The 16414-nt window shown below is 72.0% G+C and carries 15 protein-coding genes; 11 read left to right on the top strand and 4 right to left on the bottom strand.

The features are described 5' to 3' along the window. Positions 1–176: 176 nt before the first annotated feature. Positions 177–578 carry a PLD nuclease N-terminal domain-containing protein gene (locus ABD369_RS04645; RefSeq protein ID WP_344634893.1) on the bottom strand — a complete coding sequence of 134 codons (402 nt, stop codon included), beginning with the start codon at positions 576–578 and terminating at the stop codon, positions 177–179. 79 nt (positions 579–657) lie between these two features. Between ABD369_RS04645 and ABD369_RS04640 the strand changes: the two genes are divergently transcribed. The 3 genes from ABD369_RS04640 to ABD369_RS04630 all read left to right on the top strand — a co-directional run bounded on the left by ABD369_RS04640 (position 658) and on the right by ABD369_RS04630 (position 3536). Beyond that, positions 658–2109, top strand: coding sequence for a menaquinone biosynthesis decarboxylase (locus ABD369_RS04640; protein ID WP_344634892.1), 1452 nt, complete (start codon positions 658–660; stop codon positions 2107–2109). Positions 2110–2176: 67 nt separating this feature from the next. Beyond that, positions 2177–3079 carry a menaquinone biosynthesis prenyltransferase MqnP gene (gene mqnP / locus ABD369_RS04635; protein WP_425557531.1) on the top strand — a complete coding sequence of 301 codons (903 nt, stop codon included), beginning with the start codon at positions 2177–2179 and terminating at the stop codon, positions 3077–3079. Positions 3080–3158: 79 nt separating this feature from the next. Further along, positions 3159–3536, top strand: coding sequence for a VOC family protein (locus ABD369_RS04630; RefSeq protein ID WP_344634890.1), 378 nt, complete (start codon positions 3159–3161; stop codon positions 3534–3536). An 89-nt stretch (positions 3537–3625) separates the two neighbouring features. Here the strand turns inward: ABD369_RS04630 and ABD369_RS04625 are convergent, their stop codons facing one another. Then, positions 3626–4366, bottom strand: a complete 741-nt coding sequence (locus ABD369_RS04625; protein WP_344634889.1) for a cyclase family protein — start codon at positions 4364–4366, stop codon at positions 3626–3628. A 104-nt stretch (positions 4367–4470) separates the two neighbouring features. Between ABD369_RS04625 and ABD369_RS04620 the strand changes: the two genes are divergently transcribed. From ABD369_RS04620 to ABD369_RS04595, 6 genes are all read left to right on the top strand, one after another. Further along, the gene (locus ABD369_RS04620) at positions 4471–5112 is read left to right on the top strand and encodes a UbiX family flavin prenyltransferase (RefSeq protein ID WP_344634888.1); all 642 of its coding nucleotides are present in this window, start codon (positions 4471–4473) and stop codon (positions 5110–5112) included. Positions 5113–5270: 158 nt separating this feature from the next. Beyond that, on the top strand, positions 5271–5732 hold the full coding sequence (locus ABD369_RS04615; protein WP_344634887.1) for an Lrp/AsnC family transcriptional regulator: 462 nt from the start codon (positions 5271–5273) through the stop codon (positions 5730–5732). Between the two features lie 16 nt (positions 5733–5748). Continuing rightward, positions 5749–6711 (top strand): threonine ammonia-lyase, encoded by a 963-nt coding sequence (locus ABD369_RS04610; protein ID WP_344634886.1) that lies wholly within the window; start codon positions 5749–5751, stop codon positions 6709–6711. 61 nt (positions 6712–6772) lie between these two features. Beyond that, a complete protein-coding gene (gene mqnE / locus ABD369_RS04605) occupies positions 6773–7936 on the top strand; it encodes an aminofutalosine synthase MqnE (RefSeq protein ID WP_344634885.1) in 1164 nt (387 codons plus the stop codon). A 147-nt stretch (positions 7937–8083) separates the two neighbouring features. Then, on the top strand, positions 8084–9007 hold the full coding sequence (locus ABD369_RS04600; RefSeq protein ID WP_344634884.1) for a L,D-transpeptidase family protein: 924 nt from the start codon (positions 8084–8086) through the stop codon (positions 9005–9007). A gap of 105 nt (positions 9008–9112) precedes the next feature. Then, positions 9113–10054: a beta-ketoacyl-ACP synthase III gene (locus ABD369_RS04595; RefSeq protein ID WP_344634883.1), complete on the top strand. Its 942-nt coding sequence runs from the start codon at positions 9113–9115 to the stop codon at positions 10052–10054. Positions 10055–10234: 180 nt separating this feature from the next. Here the strand turns inward: ABD369_RS04595 and ABD369_RS04590 are convergent, their stop codons facing one another. Then, complete coding sequence (locus ABD369_RS04590; RefSeq protein WP_344634882.1) at positions 10235–10876, bottom strand: TetR family transcriptional regulator; 642 nt, start codon at positions 10874–10876, stop codon at positions 10235–10237. A 338-nt stretch (positions 10877–11214) separates the two neighbouring features. Between ABD369_RS04590 and ABD369_RS04585 the strand changes: the two genes are divergently transcribed. Next, the gene (locus tag ABD369_RS04585) at positions 11215–13506 is read left to right on the top strand and encodes an outer membrane protein assembly factor BamB family protein (RefSeq protein ID WP_344634881.1); all 2292 of its coding nucleotides are present in this window, start codon (positions 11215–11217) and stop codon (positions 13504–13506) included. A gap of 49 nt (positions 13507–13555) precedes the next feature. Here ABD369_RS04585 and galE read toward each other — a convergent pair whose 3' ends face one another. Next, on the bottom strand, positions 13556–14539 hold the full coding sequence (gene galE / locus ABD369_RS04580) for a UDP-glucose 4-epimerase GalE (protein WP_344634880.1): 984 nt from the start codon (positions 14537–14539) through the stop codon (positions 13556–13558). 208 nt (positions 14540–14747) lie between these two features. Between galE and ABD369_RS04575 the strand changes: the two genes are divergently transcribed. After that, the gene (locus ABD369_RS04575; protein ID WP_344634879.1) at positions 14748–16370 is read left to right on the top strand and encodes a glycosyltransferase; all 1623 of its coding nucleotides are present in this window, start codon (positions 14748–14750) and stop codon (positions 16368–16370) included. The last annotated feature ends 44 nt before the right edge of the window (positions 16371–16414 follow it).

Genomic DNA, 16414 nt, shown 5'->3' with positions numbered 1-16414 from the left:
GAACGCCCTGGCGGCGGCAGCGGATGGTAGGGATGTACCAAAGCGGTGCCCCGCGCCCGAGTGCCGGGCCCGGAGGTCCGAATGGGTGGTTCCCATGGGCCGTCCGCGTGTCGGCACGCCCTGCTCACGGCCCTTGGCCGACCCCTCGCGGGGCGGATCACCGGGGCCGGGACCGGTCAGGCGGGGCCGCCGTCCTCCGGGTGGCCCTTGCGCCGCAGCTCCTCCTCGCGGCGGCACAGGTCAGCCTCCCACCGCCTGAGCATGTCCTCGTGCCGCCGGTCCTCTTTGTGGGGAGTCTCCTTGTCGAGGGAGGCCAGGAACTCGGGGTCGTCGTCCGGGGCCATCGGGCGGGTCCGCCCGGCGCCGTCCGGGCCGCTCGCCGTCCGGGCAGCCGCCCGGCCGCGCCACCTCCCCGCCGCCAGCCAGGCGACCGAGCCGACCAGCGGGAAGAGCAGCACGATGATCACCCAGGCCGCCTTCGGTAGGTGGCGGACCTCCTCCTCGGGAGTGGTCAGGCAGTCGATGAAGGCCCAGATCCACAGGGCGAGCACGAGCAGCGGCGGCAGAATCCTCAGCACAGCGGCGTTCTCCCCCGGGCGATGACAGGTGGGGCCCTCTTTGCGGGCCCAGGCTAGTCGGTGTCGGATACTGACACGTATGGCATACGACGATCTCCGTTCGTTTCTCCGGGCGCTGGAGCGAGAGGGCGACCTCAAGCGCATCAAGGTCGAGGTCGACCCCTATCTGGAGATCGGAGAGATCGTCGACCGCGTGCAGAAGGCCAAGGGCCCGGCGCTGCTCTTCGAGAACGTCAAGGGCTCCTCGATGCCGCTGGCGATGAACGTCTTCGGCACCGAGCGCCGGCTGGCCAAGGCGCTCGGCCTGAAGTCGCCCGACGACATCTCGGAGAAGATCGCCGGACTGCTGAGGCCCGAGCTCCCACAGGGCTTCACCGGCTTCCGGGACGCCTTCGGCAAGCTCGCCTCGATGGCCCACGTGCCGCCGCGCAACGTCAAGGACGCCCCGGTCCAGGAGGTCGTGCTCACCGGCGACGACGTCGACCTGGACCGGCTGCCCGCGCTGTTCACCTGGCCGCTGGACGGCGGCTCCTTCTTCAACCTGGGCCTGACCCACACCAAGGACCCGGACACCGGCATCCGCAACCTCGGCCTGTACCGCCTGCAGCGGCACGACAAGCGGACCATCGGCATGCACTGGCAGATCCACAAGGACAGCCGCAACCACGCCGCCGTCGCCGCCAGGCGGGGCGAGAAGCTCCCGGTCGCGATCGCCTTCGGCTGCCCGCCCGCCGTCACCTACGCGGCGACCGCCCCGCTGCCCGGCGACATCGACGAGTACCTGTTCGCGGGCTTCGTGGCCGGCGAGCGGGTGCGGATGGTGGACTGCAAGACCGTCCCGCTCCAGGTCCCGGCCGACGCCGAGGTGGTCCTGGAGGGCTGGCTGGAGCCCGGCGAGATGCTGCCGGAGGGCCCGTTCGGCGACCACACCGGCTTCTACACGCCGCAGGAGCCGTTCCCGGCGCTGAGGATCGACTGCGTCACGATGCGCCGCCGGCCGCTGCTGCAGTCGATCGTGGTCGGCCGCCCGCCGACCGAGGACGGACCGCTCGGCAAGTTCACCGAGCGCTTCTTCCTGCCGCTGCTGAAGGTGATCATTCCGGACATCGTCGACTACGACCTGCCCGAGGCCGGCGGCTTCCACAACTGCGTGATCGTCTCGATCGACAAGAAGTACCCCAAGCACGCCCAGAAGGTGATGCACGCCATCTGGGGCGCCCACATGATGTCGCTGACCAAGCTGATCATCGTGGTGGACTCCGACTGCGACGTGCACGACTACCACGAGGTCGCCTGGCGCGCCTTCGGCAACGTCGACTACAGCCGCGACCTCACCGTGGTCGAGGGGCCGGTCGACCATCTGGACCACGCCTCCTACCAGCAGTTCTGGGGCGGCAAGGCGGGTATCGACGCCACCCGCAAGCTCCCCGAGGAGGGCTACACCCGCGACGGCGGTTGGCCCGAGATGGTCAGCTCGGACCCGGCCACCGCCGAACGGGTGACCCGACGCTGGAAGGAGTACGGACTGTGATGAAGCCTGTCACGATGGTGCCGGAGGAGCCCGGGGTCCGTCCCCGCGCTCGCGGGGTCGATCCGGAGTGCGAACTGTGACCACGGCCGCCGTCCCGCAGAGCAAGACCCGGGCCTTCCTCAGGCTGGTGATGATCGAGCACTCGGTCTTCGCCCTGCCCTTCGCGTACATCGCCGCGCTCACCGCGATGTTCCTGGACGACGGCCGGATGCACTGGGCCGAGCTGGTGCTGGTGACCATCTGCATGGTCGGCCTGCGCACCTTCGCGATGGCCGCCAACCGGATCATCGACCGGGAGATCGACGCCCGCAACCCCCGCACCGCGGGCCGCGAGCTGGTCACCGGCGCGGTCTCGGTGCGCACCGCGTACACCGGCTCGGCGATCGCCCTGTTGGTCTTCCTGGGCGCCGCCGCCGCGCTCAACACGCTCTGCCTGGTGCTCGCGCCGATCGCCGTCGTCCCGATGGTGGTCTATCCGTACGGCAAGCGGTTCACCGACTTCCCGCAGGCGATCCTCGGCCTCGCCCAGGCCATGGGCCCGGTCGGCGCCTGGCTGGCCGTCACCGGTACCTGGTCCTGGGACGCGGTCGTGCTCGGCCTCGCCGTCGGCATCTGGATCGGCGGTTTCGACCTGATCTACGCCTGCCAGGACGTCGAATCCGACCGCGCCGACGGGGTCCGCTCGGTGCCCGCCCGCTTCGGCGTCGCCGCCGCGGTGCGGGGCGCCCGGGTCTGCCACCTGGTCACCACCGGTCTGCTGGTCTGGTTCGCCGTCCGCACCCATGCCGGCCCGGCCATGTGGACCGGCCTGGCGGTGGTGGCCGGCGCCTTCGTCTACGAGCACACCATCGTCAGGCCCGGCGACCTCTCCCGGCTCAACCGGGCCTTCTTCAGCACCAACGGCTTCGTCGGCATCTCGCTCTTCGTGTTCGCCCTGCTCGACCTGGTCATCCGGGGTCTGGGCGGCTGACTCCGTTCCGGCCGCACCTGTCGCGGGCAGTGCCTATGCTGCCGAGCAGAGGGGCAGGTGCGGTCGGCGAGGAGGAACGATGATCGGCAAGTTGCAGTGCGTGGTGCTCGACTGCCACTACCCGGCCGGGCTGGCGCACTTCTACGGCACCCTGCTGGGCGGCGAGATCGGCCGCCCCGACCCGAGGTGGTCGGTGGACGACGAGTGGTCGACCGTCCACCTGCCCGACGGGATGGTGCTGGGCTTCCAGCGCGTCGAGGACTACCGCCCGCCGATGTGGCCGGACCCGGCCCACCCGCAGCAGCTCCACCTGGACATCGAGGTGGAGGACCTGGCCGAGGCCGAGGAACGGGTGCTGGCTCTCGGCGCGGAACTCAAGGACGTCGAGACGGGCTGGCGGGTCTACCTGGACCCGGCTGGGCACCCCTTCTGCCTCCTCCAGCGCGCCGTCTCCTAGGCCGGCACCGCTGCGGGCCCTTCGGGGCTCACACCGGCGTCCGGGTCGGCGACGGGCGGTGCCCAGCGGGTTGGTCAGCCCGGGGTGGATCAACCCAGCCGGGCGACCGCGCGGATCGGAGCGCCGTCGGCGGCGACCAGGCGGAGCGGGAACAGCGAGAGCTCGATCGGGCGGCCCGCCGCCTGCGCGTCGAGCAGCGGGGTCAGGTCGGTGAGGTTCTCGGCGATCACCGCTCCGCCGGGGGAGCCGAGCAGGATCCGGTGCGCGGCCAGCGTGGCGGGCTCGGCGGCGGGGTCGTGCTCGTCGGAGAGATCGGCGAGCAGTGCGGCGACGGCGACATCGCCCGGGCCCGGGTCGGGGGTGGGGTCGATGCTCAGGGCGTCCACGCCGACGGTGCGGACGCCTGCCGCGACGATCGCCTCCGCCGCTTCGGGCGTGAGCCAGGGGTGGGCGAGGTAGCCGTCGGTGCCCCAGTGCCTCGGCCAGCCGGTGGCGAGCAGCAGGATCGTCCCAGGGGCGGCGAACTCCAGTGCCGGTGCGAGCAGTTGGGGTGTCACGCCGGTGCGCGGAGCGAGCCCGCGAAGGTCGGCTAGCACGGCCGGCCCGGTGAACAGCTCCAGCGGCAGCCCGTCCAGGGTGGGCCAGGTGACGTCCACGTGGTACGGGGCGTCCACATGCGTGCCCGACTGCGAACCCAGGTGCAGGCCAAGCACGTTGACCCCGGCGGTGGCCGTGGTGAGCGCGGGCCGCAGTTCGACCTCCGGATCCCCGGGGTAGACGGGCATGCCCGTGGTGACCGGATGTGTGAGGTCGATCAACGTCGGCGCCATGCACCCATCTTCGCGCAGCCGGGCGAGGCCCGGGCGGCGCGGGGCTTCCCGGGTTTCCGGGGTCGCCCCTCCGCCCCGAGGGGGCGGGGTTATGGTGCGGAGTCATGGAGCAGCAGAGCGCACGTCAGCCGTGGGTGGTCGGAGTCTCGGGCGCGTCGGGAACGCCGTACGCGGCCTCGGTGATCCGGGCGCTGCTGGCGGCGGGCGAGGCGGTGGACCTGGTGGTGAGCCGGGCGGCCCGGCTGACCATCCTGGACGAGACCGGGGTGTCCTTCCGCGACGCGCACTGGCAGGAGGACCTGGCGGCGTGGACCGGCGTCGAGGACCTGAGCGACGTCCGCTACTGGTCGGCGGGCGACTTCGCGGCCGGCCCGTCCAGCGGCTCCTACCCGGCGAAGGGGATGCTGGTGGTGCCGGCGACCACCGGCGCGGTGGCCGGGATCGCGCTCGGGCTGAGCAAGGACCTGCTGCAGCGGGCCGCCGCGGTGACCCTGAAGGAGCGCCGCCCGCTGGTCGTCTGCGTCCGCGAGACGCCACTCGATGGGGTGACGTTGAAGCACCTGGTGGAGCTGGACGCCCAGGGCGCCGTGGTGCTCCCCGCCTCGCCGGGCTTCTACGCGGGCGGTTCGACCGCCCGTGAGCTGGTGGACTTCGTGGCGGGCCGGGTGCTGGACGCGGTCGGGGTGCGGCACGGGCTGTACCGGCGCTGGGAGGGCGAGCTCGGGTCCGGCGGCAAGACGGCGTGATCCCGGGGCCTTTGGGCCTCAGCGGCAAGGGCGAGTAAAGCCTCGCAGCCCGGGAGAGTATGTTCTTTGCGATATCCGGGTTGATCCGCGCACGGCGCCTTTGATTCCGGATAATGATCTGTGGGTCTGTAGCGGTTCGGAAGGACGCGGGCGGATATATGGACACGGTTGACAGACAGCTCATCCAGGCGCTGAGGGAGAACGGCCGGGCTTCGTACGCCGAGCTGGGACGCCTGGTGGGCCTGTCGGGCCCGAGCGTGACGGACCGCATCAACCGGCTGGAGCAGGCCGGTGTGATCACCGGCTACCGGGCCACGGTCAACCCGGCCTCGCTGGGTTTCGGGGTCACCGCGCTGATCGGCCTTCAACTCACCGACGCGGCGGACCACGAGGACGTCGCGCACCGGCTGAAGGACCTCGCCGAGGTCGAGGACTGCTGGTTCATCGCGGGTGACGACTCGTACATGCTCAAGGTCCGGGTGCCGGACGTGGAGGGCCTGGAGTCGGTGGTCAAGCGGCTCTCCGGCACGAAGGGCGTAGCCCGCACCAGGACCACGGTTGTACTCTCCACCAAGTGGGAGAACCGGGTGAGCGAACTCCCGCTGGACGCCTTGGACTAGGGACGGGGAGGGGCCCATGGCACTGGTCGGCCTGGAGGAGCTGCGCGCCGCGCAGCAGCGGATCGCCGCAGTGGCGGTACGGACTCCGTTGATCCCGTGCCCATGGGCCGCCGACGGTGCTCGCACCCTCTGGCTCAAGCCGGAGAACCTGCAGCCCACCGGGGCGTTCAAGATCCGTGGCGCCTACAACCGGCTGGCCGCGCTGAGCGACGCCGAGCGGGCCCGCGGCGTGGTCGCCCAGTCGAGTGGGAACCACGCCCAGGCGGTGGCCTACGCGGCGCGGCTGCTCGGCCTCAAGGCCGTGATCGTGATGCCGGACACCTCGCCCGCGGTGAAGGTCGAGAACACCCGGTCGTTCGGCGCCGAGGTGATCCTGGTCGCCCCGGGCGAGCGGGACACCTTCGTCGGTGAGCTGGCGGACGAGCACGGCTACGTCTGGGTGCCGCCGTACGACGATCCCCACATCATCGCCGGTCAGGGCACGGTCGGCCTGGAGATCGCGGAGGACGCCCCGGACCAGCTGGACACCGTGCTGGTCCCGGTCAGCGGCGGCGGCCTGATCTCCGGTGCGGCGGCGGCGATCAAGCTGACCTGCCCGGGCGTCAGGGTGATCGGCGTCGAGCCGGAGCTGGCGGCGGACGCTCAGGCGAGCCTGCGCAGCGGCCGGCTGACGGCCTGGCCGGTGGCCGACACCTACCGGACGATCGCGGACGGGCTGCGCACGCCCTCGGTCGGTGAGCTGCCGTTCGAGCACCTCCAGGCGTACGTGGACGACATCGTGACGGTCTCCGAGCAGGAGATCCGCGACACGGTGGCCCTGCTGGCGCGCCGGGGCCGGCTGGTCGCCGAGCCCTCGGGCGCGGTGGCGGCGGCCGGGTACTTCCACCGGGCCGATGAGCTGGCCGGCCGGGTGTTCGCGGCGGTGGTGAGCGGCGGCAACGTCGAACCCAGGCTCCTGGCCGAGCTGCTCCAGGCGTAGTCTCGTTCCGGTAAACAGACCGTGTGTTGCGGTCAGTCGGATCGAGGAGGCGGGTCACCGCATGGACGCAGGGCTCAAGCGCGAGCTGGAGGCGAAGGTCTACGCGGGTGAGCGGCTGACCCGCGAGGACGGCATCGCGCTCTACGAGAGCGACGATCTGGCCTGGCTCGGCGGTCTCGCCCACCATGTGCGGACGGAGAAGAACGGCGACGTCGTCCACTTCAACGTCAACCGCCACCTCAACATGACGAACGTGTGCTCCGCCTCCTGCGCGTACTGCTCGTTCCAGCGCAAGCCGGGCGAGAAGGACGCGTACACCATGCGGATCGAGGAGGCCGTCCGCCTGGCCAAGGCCATGGAGGTGGACTCCCTCACCGAGCTGCACATCGTCAACGGCCTGCACCCGACGCTGCCCTGGCGGTACTACCCGCGCAGCCTGCGCGAGCTGAAGGCGGCGCTGCCGAACGTCTCGCTGAAGGCGTTCACGGCCACCGAGATCCACTGGTTCGAGAAGATCAGCGGCCTGTCGGCAGCCGAGATCCTGGACGAACTGATCGACGCCGGCCTGGAGTCGCTGACCGGCGGCGGCGCCGAGATCTTCGACTGGGAGGTCCGTCAGCACATCGTCGACCACGACACCCACTGGGAGGACTGGTCGCGGATCCACCGCCTGGCACACTCCAAGGGCCTGAAGACCCCGTGCACCATGCTGTACGGGCACATCGAGGAGCCGCGCCACCGGGTCGACCACGTGCTGCGGCTGCGTGAGCTGCAGGACGAGACCGGCGGCTTCCAGGTCTTCATCCCGCTGCGCTACCAGCACGACTTCCACGACTCCAAGGACGGCGTGGTCCGCAACCGGCTGATGGAGCGGACCGAGATGGCCACCGGCGCCGAGGCGCTGAAGACCTTCGCGGTCTCCCGGCTGCTGTTCGACAACGTCCCGCACGTCAAGGTCTTCTGGGTGATGCACGGCATCGCCACCGCCCAGCTGGCGCTCAGCCACGGCGCGGACGACATGGACGGCTCGGTGGTCGAGTACAAGATCACCCACGACGCGGACAACTTCGGCACCCCGAACAAGCTCGGCCGCGAGGACCTGCTCGGCCTGATCCGGGACGCCGGTTTCCGCCCGGTCGAGCGCAACACCCGCTACGAGGTCATCCGCGAGTACGACGGCCCTGACCTGCAGCGTCGGGAGACGCCGCAGGCGATGCGACTCTGATCACAGCGCCGCGCACCCCCCAACCGTCCCGGGGCGCGCGGCGTCTTCGGCCACGGCATCCGGCGCACTCGCGGTGTGCCGATGCTCACAGGCTCACCACACGCCACGGGTTCCGATCACCCCGCTGGCTTTGGAAGGATCGTCAGCATGTCCGGTTCCCATCGTGTCACCGTCCAGCCCTACGCCGAGGTCCAGCCCCCGGCAGTCCACGGCGACGGAGGTGAGGCGCGCCGCCCGAGAGGGCACCGGCGCAAGCCGCGCAAGCGCCGGGGCAAGGCGCTGATGGGCGGTACGGCGGTGCTGCTGGCGGCCACCGCGGGCTGGTTCACGGTGGGCCAGAGCGCCGGGAGTTCCACGCACCCGTCCGCGGCGGCACCCGAGAAGCCGGAGGCTGACCCGGCGTCGGCCGGTGTCAACGCCGCGCAGGCGATCCGCAGCGACTCGGCCGCGGCCAACCGCTCGGACCGAGCCGACGGCACCTACGCGGCCATACCGGGCCTGGGCCCGAGCTTCAGCGCGAAGATCCCGGCACAGACCCGCCAGCTGGTGGTGGCCTCCGGCAAGGACCGCAACTCCTCCGACACCACGGTCACCCTGTGGACCCGCACGCCCGACAACCGCTGGAAGCCCGGCGCCGCCTGGCAGGGCCACAACGCGTACAAGGGCTGGACCACCGACAAGCACGCGGACGACCTGCACAGCCCGATCGGGGTCTTCTCGCTGTCCGATGCCGGCGGCCGGATGCCCGACCCGGGAGCCAAGCTCCCGTACGACCAGGACTCGCACTTCGTGGTCGGCGGCACCGGCTTCAAGGGCGAGCAACTGGCCGGGTCCTTCGACTACGTGGTGGCGATCAACTACAACCGGGTGCAGGGCGTCTCGCCGCTCGACAACCGCTTCCCCGACGGCAAGTCCAAGGGCGGTGGCATCTGGCTGCACGTGGACCACGGCGGTCCCACCCACGGCTGCGTCTCGCTGCCCGAGGACCAGATGATCGAGCTGCTCAAGACCCTGGACCCGGCGGCGCATCCGATGATCGCCATGGCGGACGCCGCGACCCTGGCCACCTGACCCTTGTGCCGCAAGGGGCGTTGTACGGCCCCTACAGGTTCCGGCCTGGGACGTTGTACCCGGGCGTGAGCACCTGACCGGTCGGTAACCGGGTTGAGTGGCAATATGACCAGCTCCAGAATCATTTCGCTCGGCCACTACCAGCCGCCGAAGGTCCTCACCAACGAGGACCTGTCGAAGCTGGTCGATACCGACGATGAGTGGATCCGCAGCCGGGTGGGCATCCGCACCCGGCACATCGCGGTCGAGGAGACCCTGGTCGACCTCGCCACCGAGGCGGCCCAGAAGGCACTGGCGAACGGCGGCTGGCAGGCCGCCGAGGTCGACCTGGTGGTGGTGGCCACCTGCACCGCCGTGGAGCGCAGCCCGTTCACGGCGGCCTCGGTCGCCGCCCGGCTGGGCATGACCGCGCCGGCCGCGTACGACATCAACACGGTCTGCTCGGGCTTCTCGTACGCGCTGGCGACCGCCGACCACGCGATCCGGGCCGGGGCGGCGCGGCGGGCGCTGGTGATCGGGGCCGAGCGGATGTCGGACACCATCGACTGGACCGACCGCACCACCTGCGTGATCTTCGGTGACGGCGCGGGCGCGGCCCTGGTCGAGGCGGTCCCCGACGAGCAGGCCGGGATCGGCCCGGTGGTCTGGGGCACCGAGCCGGAGAAGACCGACGCGGTGGTGATCACCGGCTGGGACCCGACCATCAGCCAGCAGGGCCAGGCGGTCTTCCGCTGGGCCACCACGAAGATCGCTCCGCTGGCCCGGGAGACCTGCCTGAAGGCCGGTCTGGACCCGTCCGAGCTGAAGGGCTTCGTCGCGCACCAGGCCAACCTGAGGATCATCGACGCCATCGCGAACAAGCTGGGGGCGCACGACGCGGTGATCGCCCGCGACGTGGTGGATTCCGGCAACACCTCGGCGGCCTCCATCCCGCTGGCGCTGAGCAAGCTGGTGGAGCGCGGTGAGCTGCACTCGGGCGATCCGGTGCTGCTCTTCGGCTTCGGCGGCGGTCTCGCCTACGCGGGGCAGGTCGTGCGCTGCCCGTAACGGGCCCCGGACACGGCTGTGGGGCGGCCGGAATCAGTCGATTCCGGCCGCCCCACAGTGGTCTCCAGCGCGTCGCGGCACGTCGGCGAACCTCCCCCGAGGACACAACCGCCGTCCGACGCACCCCGGACAGGAGGCCGGAGCTGCGCGCTGAGTGGATGGTGGGACAGATGCTTGTTACTACTTGGGCGGCTTCTTACCGGTGACGCCCAGGTAGACCTGCAGAGCCAGATTCGGCTTGAGGTCCTTGACCTTGACGCCCCAAGAGGTGAATGCCTTGGAATGCTCCGCTGCCGAGGCAAGCAGCGAGACCAGGGCGCCGGCGATGGCTGCCGGATCGACCGTTTTGTCGGTCTTGGCCTGGTTCACCTTCACGGCCTCGGTCAGGGCCGACGCCACCGAGTTGAGGACCTTCATGCGGATCTTGAAGAACCGCTTGTCCCCCTCGGCTGCACCGAGAGTAACGACTCGGAGAATGGCGTCGTTCTTGCGCCAGAAGGCGAGGAATCCGTCCACCAGTTCTTCCGAAGCGGTGTAACCGGGCTTTCCCGCCCAGGACTTTACGTCGACGAGCTCTTTGAGCCCGGCGCTGTCCTCGGCCATTTCCTCGGCGATCTCGAGGACTGCGCCCTCGACATCCGGGAAGTACTGGTAGAAGGTCGCGGGGGAGGTACCCGCCATACGGGCGACGTCGATGACCTTGACGTCCCGGTAAGGCGACGTGCTGAGCATCTCGCGGAGGCAGTCGAGCAGCTTCTGCCGCGTCTCCTGTCCACGTCGCCCGGCGACGCGACCGTCGACGGTGCGAACTTGTCCTGTCATGCCGTCAGCTTACCGTGGCACGATCTTGTCGCGATTCGGTGATGCGACTATTACTCCGCCCGGGGGTGGTTCGCGGCGTTCATCAGGGCGCTCGGAGTGATATTCCGAGCGCATCCGAAGCCCCCCCGTGTGCTGATGACCCCACAGCGTGACGGAAGGTTGGCTGAGGGGTGATCGGGTTGCGCAGAGTGATCGTCAGCGTGGGCTCCGGGCGGTGGCCGGGTCACGGTGGCCCGGGCGTGTCCCTGGCGGGGGAGATTGGATCCGGCGGCGCGGGCATTGGAGAATCGGGGCGGCGGCCCGGCCAGGGTCGCCGCAGACGGGGAGGAGGCAGCGGAGTGGACCAGCTGACGGCGCACGATCCGAGGCGGATCGGGCCCTTCGAGGTGCTGGGGCGGCTCGGTGCGGGCGGAATGGGCCTGGTCTACCTGGCGCGGTCGGCGTCCGGGCGGCGGGTGGCCATCAAGACCGTCCGGGGCGAACTGGCCGAGGACGAGCTGTTCCGGGTCCGCTTCGCCCGCGAGATCGCCGCCGCCAAGACGGTCGGCGGCTTCTACACGGCGGCCGTGGTGGACGCGGACGCGGACGCTCCGGTGCCGTGGCTGGCCACCGCGTACGTGCCCGCGCCCTCGCTGGAGGACCTGGTCACCGAGTGCGGGCCGCTGCCGGTGGACGCCGTCCGCTGGCTGATCGCCGGGATCGCCGAGGCGCTGCAGTCGATCCACACCGCCGGCCTGGTGCACCGCGACCTCAAGCCGTCCAACGTGCTGGTGGTCGAGGACGGCCCGCGCGTGATCGACTTCGGGATCGCCGCCGGGGTCTCCAGCGCCCGGCTCACCATGACCAACGTGGCCGTCGGCACCCCCGCCTACATGTCCCCCGAGCAGGCCAGGGACAGCCGCAGCGTGACCGGTGCCAGCGACGTCTTCTCGCTCGGATCGCTGCTGGTCTTCTGCGCCACCGGCCACCCGCCCTACCGGGGCGGCAACCCCGTCGAGACGGTGTTTCAGCTGCTGCGCGACCAGCCGGACCTCTCCGGGTTGCCGGTCGAGCTGATGGATCTGGTCCGGGCCTGCATGCGGCCCGCGCCCGAGCACCGGCCGACGCCCGCTCAGATCCAGTCCGAGCTGGCTCCGCACCTGTTCTCCCGGGACGACGCCTCCGGCGAGGCGGGGGACTGGCTGCCGGCCAGCGCCATCGCCCTGATCGAACACAAGCGCGGCCGCCGCCCGGCCGCACCGACCCCGCCGCCGGCACCGCCGGCCCCTGTGGTGCCGCCGCGGCCGGCCGCTCCGCCGGCCGCCCCTCCCGCCGCGCCCGTGGTGCCGCCCGCCCGCAGCGGCGTCCTCGACGAGGAGCTGGCCACCGAGAAGCTGGCCGCCCGCCGCCGCACGCCGGTCGGCCAGGGCTCGGCCGAGGTGCAGCTCTCCGGCGCGGCCGTACGGATAGGGCCGGGCCCGCGGGCCGACCTGACGCCTCCGGCCGAGGGGGCGGCGGCCGGTACGGACTGGGTGCGCCGCGCCGTCCCGCCGCAGGCCGCCCGCTGGCGGCCCTGGCGGTTCCGGATGTCCAACGACGTCTGGGGCACCCCGCTGGTCGCCGACGGCACCCTGTTCGTCTCCAGCTTCGAGGTGCACGCCCTGGACATCGGCTCCGGGCAGCGCCGCTACAAGACCCGTGACGTGGCCTGGGCGCTCACCGTGGACTCGGGCCGGGTCCACGCCGCCGACGGCCCCCACCTGTACACCGTGGACGTCGCCGACGGCACCGAGCGCTGGCGCCACGCGCTGGACGGCTGGGTCTACTCGCTGGACGCCGCCGACGGGGTGCTCTGCTGCGGCATCAGGGGCGGCGGGGTGCAGCTGCGCTCGGCGGCCACCGGCGCCGAGCTGTGGCGCGCCGACGACGCCCAGCAGGACTACGAGAGCCCGCAGTCCGGCCCCGCGCTGGTGGCCGGTGCCGTGTACTACCACGGTGGCGGGCGACTGCACTGCGCCGACCCGCGCGGCGGCGGGGAGCGCTGGTCGGTGCCGGTCGGCGAGGACGTGCCGTCCAGGCCGGTGGAGCGCGGCGGGGTGCTGTTCGTCACGGCCGGGCACCGGGTGCACGCGCTGGACGCCGCCAGCGGCCGCGAGCACTGGCGGTTCGACGCGGCCGTGGTGCTCTTCACCCCGCCCGCGCTGGACGGCGGCTCGGTGTACGTCGCCGACTACCTGGGCACCGTGTACGCGCTGGACGCCGCCACCGGGCTGGAGCGCTGGCGCGGCCGGACCGGCAGCCGGCAGGGGGCCGAGCCGGTGGTGGTCGCCGACGGCACCGCCCTGGTCGGGGCCGGGAACACGCTGCACGCCTTCGACACCGCCTCCGGGCGGGAGCGCTGGCGCTACACCGCCAGGGGCGAGATCGTCGGCTCCCCGGCCGCGGCGGACGGCCTGGTCCACCTCGGCAGCCGGGACCACTCGCTGCACACCCTGGACCTGGCCTCCGGACGCCTGCGCTGGCAGCTGGGCACCAAGGGCGAACTGACCGGCTCCCCGGTGGCCGTCGGCGGCAGGGTCTTCGTCGGCAGCAAGGACCGCTGCGTCTACGCCCTCGACGCCTTCTACGGCACCGCCGTCCCGCAGGGGTGAGCCGGCCGGGGCGCGGGGGTCCCGCGCCCGGGCCGGGCGGTTGCCGGGCTCAGCCCCGGCGGGCCTCCGGGTGGCGGGTGAGCCAGCCCTCCCAGGCGGAGGCGACCATGGCCTCGACGTCGTGCTCGGCGCTCCAGCCGAGCTCCTTGCGGATCAGGTCGGCGGCGGCGACCACCCGGGCCGGGTCACCCGGACGGCGCGGGGTGACCTCGGGGGCGATGTCCCGCCCGGTGACGCGGGCGATCACGGCGAGCATCTCGCTGACCGACACACCCTCGCCGCGCCCGATGTTGAGGGTCAGCGAGACCGGCCCGTCGGCCGCGTCGAGCCGCTTCACGGCCGCGACGTGGGCGGAGGCGATGTCCGAGACGTGGATGAAGTCGCGGATGCAGGTGCCGTCCGGAGTCGGGTAGTCGGCACCGAAGATCAGCGGCGGCAGCCCGTCCGTGAGCCGCTGGAAGACCATCGGGACCAGGTTGGTGACCCCGTCGTCGGCCAGCACCGGCGAGGCCGCGCCCGCGACGTTGAAGTAGCGCAGCGACACCGTGGAGAGGCCGTACGCCTGGGCGGAGGCGTTCAGCAGCCACTCGCCGACCAGCTTGGTCTCGCCGTACGGGTTGATCGGGGCGCAGGGCGTGTCCTCGGTGACCAGGTCCACGTCCGGCATGCCGTACACGGCGGCGGAGGAGGAGAACAGCACCTTCTTCACACCGGCGGCGACCGCGGCGGCCAGGACGGTGCGCAGGCCCTCCACGTTCTCGTGGTAGTAGTGCAGCGGCTCGGCCACCGACTCGCCGACCTGCTTCTTCGCGGCGATGTGCAGCACCCCGGTGACCTGGTGGGCGCGGAGCGCCTCGTCGAGGACCGCCCGGTCCAGGACCGAGCCGGTCACCAGGGGCACGCCTTCGGGCAGCCGGTCACGGGAGCCGCTGCTCAGGTCGTCCAGAACCACGACCCGCTCGCCGGCTGCGACCAGTTGGTGCACCACATGTCCGCCGATGTAGCCGGCTCCGCCGGTGATCAACCATGTCATGGCGGGAATCCTATGCCAGGTGGCGGCGGCTGGACCGGCCACGAGCGAACCGGGCGGCGGGCCTGGCGCGTCGGGCACCTCGGGGGAATCGGACGGCTGACATGGACGGTCCGGTACGATCGCAAGCGATTACTGGGATCACCGGGCGGCCCGTCCCTTCCCCTGAGTGACGCGGATAATGGCTGTGATGGAGGGGGTAGGGGCCCGAATGGCCAGTAGCAATTTCGGCGAACCTCCTCGGGTCAGCGTTGTGGTGATCGTCTTCAACGACGCCGAGCGGATCGCCACCGCCGTGCGGTCCGCGCTCTCCCAGGGTGACGCGGTCGGCGAGGTCGTCGTGGTCGACGACGCCTCCACCGACGCCACTCCGGAACGGCTGGCCCGGCTGGCGGCCGCGGACGGCCGGGTGCGGGTGATCACCAGGACCGAGAACAGCGGCGGCTGCGGCACCCCGCGCAACCAGGGCCTGAACGCCGCGCGCGAGCGGTACGTGATGCTGCTGGACAGCGACGACGTGCTGCCCCCCGACGCCGCCCGCACCCTGCTGGACACCGCCGTCGCCGAGCAGGCCGAGGTGGTCGCCGGCGTCTGCGTCCGCCGCGAGTTGCCCGCGGGCACCGACTCGCCCTGGCAGCGCGACCTGTTCCCGGCCGACGGCGCCCCGCCCGAGCGCTACGACGGCATCGGCGGCCGGCCCGAGTTCCTGCGTGACACGCTCTGCGTCAACAAGCTCTACGAGCGCGACTTCCTCGACCGCCACCAGGTGCGCTTCGCCGAGGGCGCGGTGCACTACGAGGACTTCGTCTTCACCGCCCTGCTCTACGCCGCCCGGCCGAGGCTGGTCGCGATCCCCGACACCGTGTACCTCTGGCACGTCCGCCGGGCCGCCGGGCGGCAGTCGATCTCGCTCCGCCGGGACGAGGTCCGCAACTGGCAGGACCGGGTGGACGCGCACACCGAGGTGGTCCGGATCCTGCTCGACTCCGACCAGCCCGAACTGGCCCGGGCGGCCCGGACCAAGTTCGTCGACCACGACCTGCGGATGTACGTCCGTGAGCTCCGCCACAAGCCCCCCTCCTACCGGGCCGAGTGGTGGCAGATCGCCCGGGCCCACCTGAGCTCCTTCGAGCCCGCCGCGCTGGCCGCCGCCACCCCGGCGGGCCGTTGGGTCGCCGAACTGCTGCTGGCCCGTCCCGAGCCGGTGACCGGCGCCGAGCTGCGCCGGATGGGTGAGCTCGCCGCCAACCCGCCCAGGCTCGCCCCGCCGTACCCGGTCGACGCAGAGGGCCGTCCGGAGCTGGCCGCCGGAGTGCCGCTGACCGGCCTCACCGAGCTGCCACCGGCCCAGCTCCCGCTGGCCGTGGACGGCGTCGTCAGGCTCGCCTCCTCGTGCGCCGTACGGTTGCGGGTGCACGACGCGTACGGGCTGGTCTCCGCCGCCGAGCCGGTCGGCGCCACCCTGGAGCTGCGCACCCGGGTCGGGCCGCCGCTGACCCTGCGCCACCCGCTGCAGCTGACCGAGCACCCCGAGGACGGCTGGATCGCCACCACCTCGGTGGACGCCTTCGAACTGCGGGACGTCGGCGAGATGACCGCCTGGGCGATGCGGGTCAAGGTGCGCTACGCCGACGGCAGCGGCGCCATCACCGCGGTCCGTTCGGCGACGCCGGCCAAGCGGCACGTGGTCTTCCGCCCGCCGCTGAGGATCGCCCTGGTGCAGGTGTACGAGACCGGGAACGGCGAGCTGGGCCTGCGGGTCGCCGACGGCGTCCGCGGCGGCTGGGAGGTCGTCCGCAGCCGGCTGCGCCGGGCGCTGGCCCGTCGGGGCTGAGACGGGTCGGTCCGAGACCTGCGGGAGCGCGCTCGTGTCCGGGC

This window comes from Kitasatospora cystarginea (assembly GCF_039533515.1).
In the GTDB taxonomy this organism is placed as follows: Bacteria; Actinomycetota; Actinomycetes; order Streptomycetales; family Streptomycetaceae; genus Kitasatospora; species Kitasatospora cystarginea.
This window is presented reverse-complemented; position numbering and strand designations above follow the sequence as displayed.

What these genes read in the sequence shown, in the direction of transcription:
- ABD369_RS04610 (WP_344634886.1), top strand. Translation starts at nt 5,749, where the DNA reads ATGGCACTGGTCGGCCTGGAGGAGCTGCGCGCCGCGCAGCAGCGGATC.
- ABD369_RS04575 (WP_344634879.1), top strand. Translation starts at nt 14,748, where the DNA reads ATGGCCAGTAGCAATTTCGGCGAACCTCCTCGGGTCAGCGTTGTGGTG.
- ABD369_RS04590 (WP_344634882.1), bottom strand. Translation starts at nt 10,876, where the DNA reads ATGACAGGACAAGTTCGCACCGTCGACGGTCGCGTCGCCGGGCGACGT.
- ABD369_RS04630 (WP_344634890.1), top strand. Translation starts at nt 3,159, where the DNA reads ATGATCGGCAAGTTGCAGTGCGTGGTGCTCGACTGCCACTACCCGGCC.
- ABD369_RS04615 (WP_344634887.1), top strand. Translation starts at nt 5,271, where the DNA reads ATGGACACGGTTGACAGACAGCTCATCCAGGCGCTGAGGGAGAACGGC.
- ABD369_RS04620 (WP_344634888.1), top strand. Translation starts at nt 4,471, where the DNA reads ATGGAGCAGCAGAGCGCACGTCAGCCGTGGGTGGTCGGAGTCTCGGGC.
- ABD369_RS04595 (WP_344634883.1), top strand. Translation starts at nt 9,113, where the DNA reads ATGACCAGCTCCAGAATCATTTCGCTCGGCCACTACCAGCCGCCGAAG.
- galE (WP_344634880.1), bottom strand. Translation starts at nt 14,539, where the DNA reads ATGACATGGTTGATCACCGGCGGAGCCGGCTACATCGGCGGACATGTG.
- mqnE (WP_344634885.1), top strand. Translation starts at nt 6,773, where the DNA reads ATGGACGCAGGGCTCAAGCGCGAGCTGGAGGCGAAGGTCTACGCGGGT.
- ABD369_RS04625 (WP_344634889.1), bottom strand. Translation starts at nt 4,366, where the DNA reads ATGGCGCCGACGTTGATCGACCTCACACATCCGGTCACCACGGGCATG.
- ABD369_RS04640 (WP_344634892.1), top strand. Translation starts at nt 658, where the DNA reads ATGGCATACGACGATCTCCGTTCGTTTCTCCGGGCGCTGGAGCGAGAG.
- ABD369_RS04600 (WP_344634884.1), top strand. Translation starts at nt 8,084, where the DNA reads ATGTCCGGTTCCCATCGTGTCACCGTCCAGCCCTACGCCGAGGTCCAG.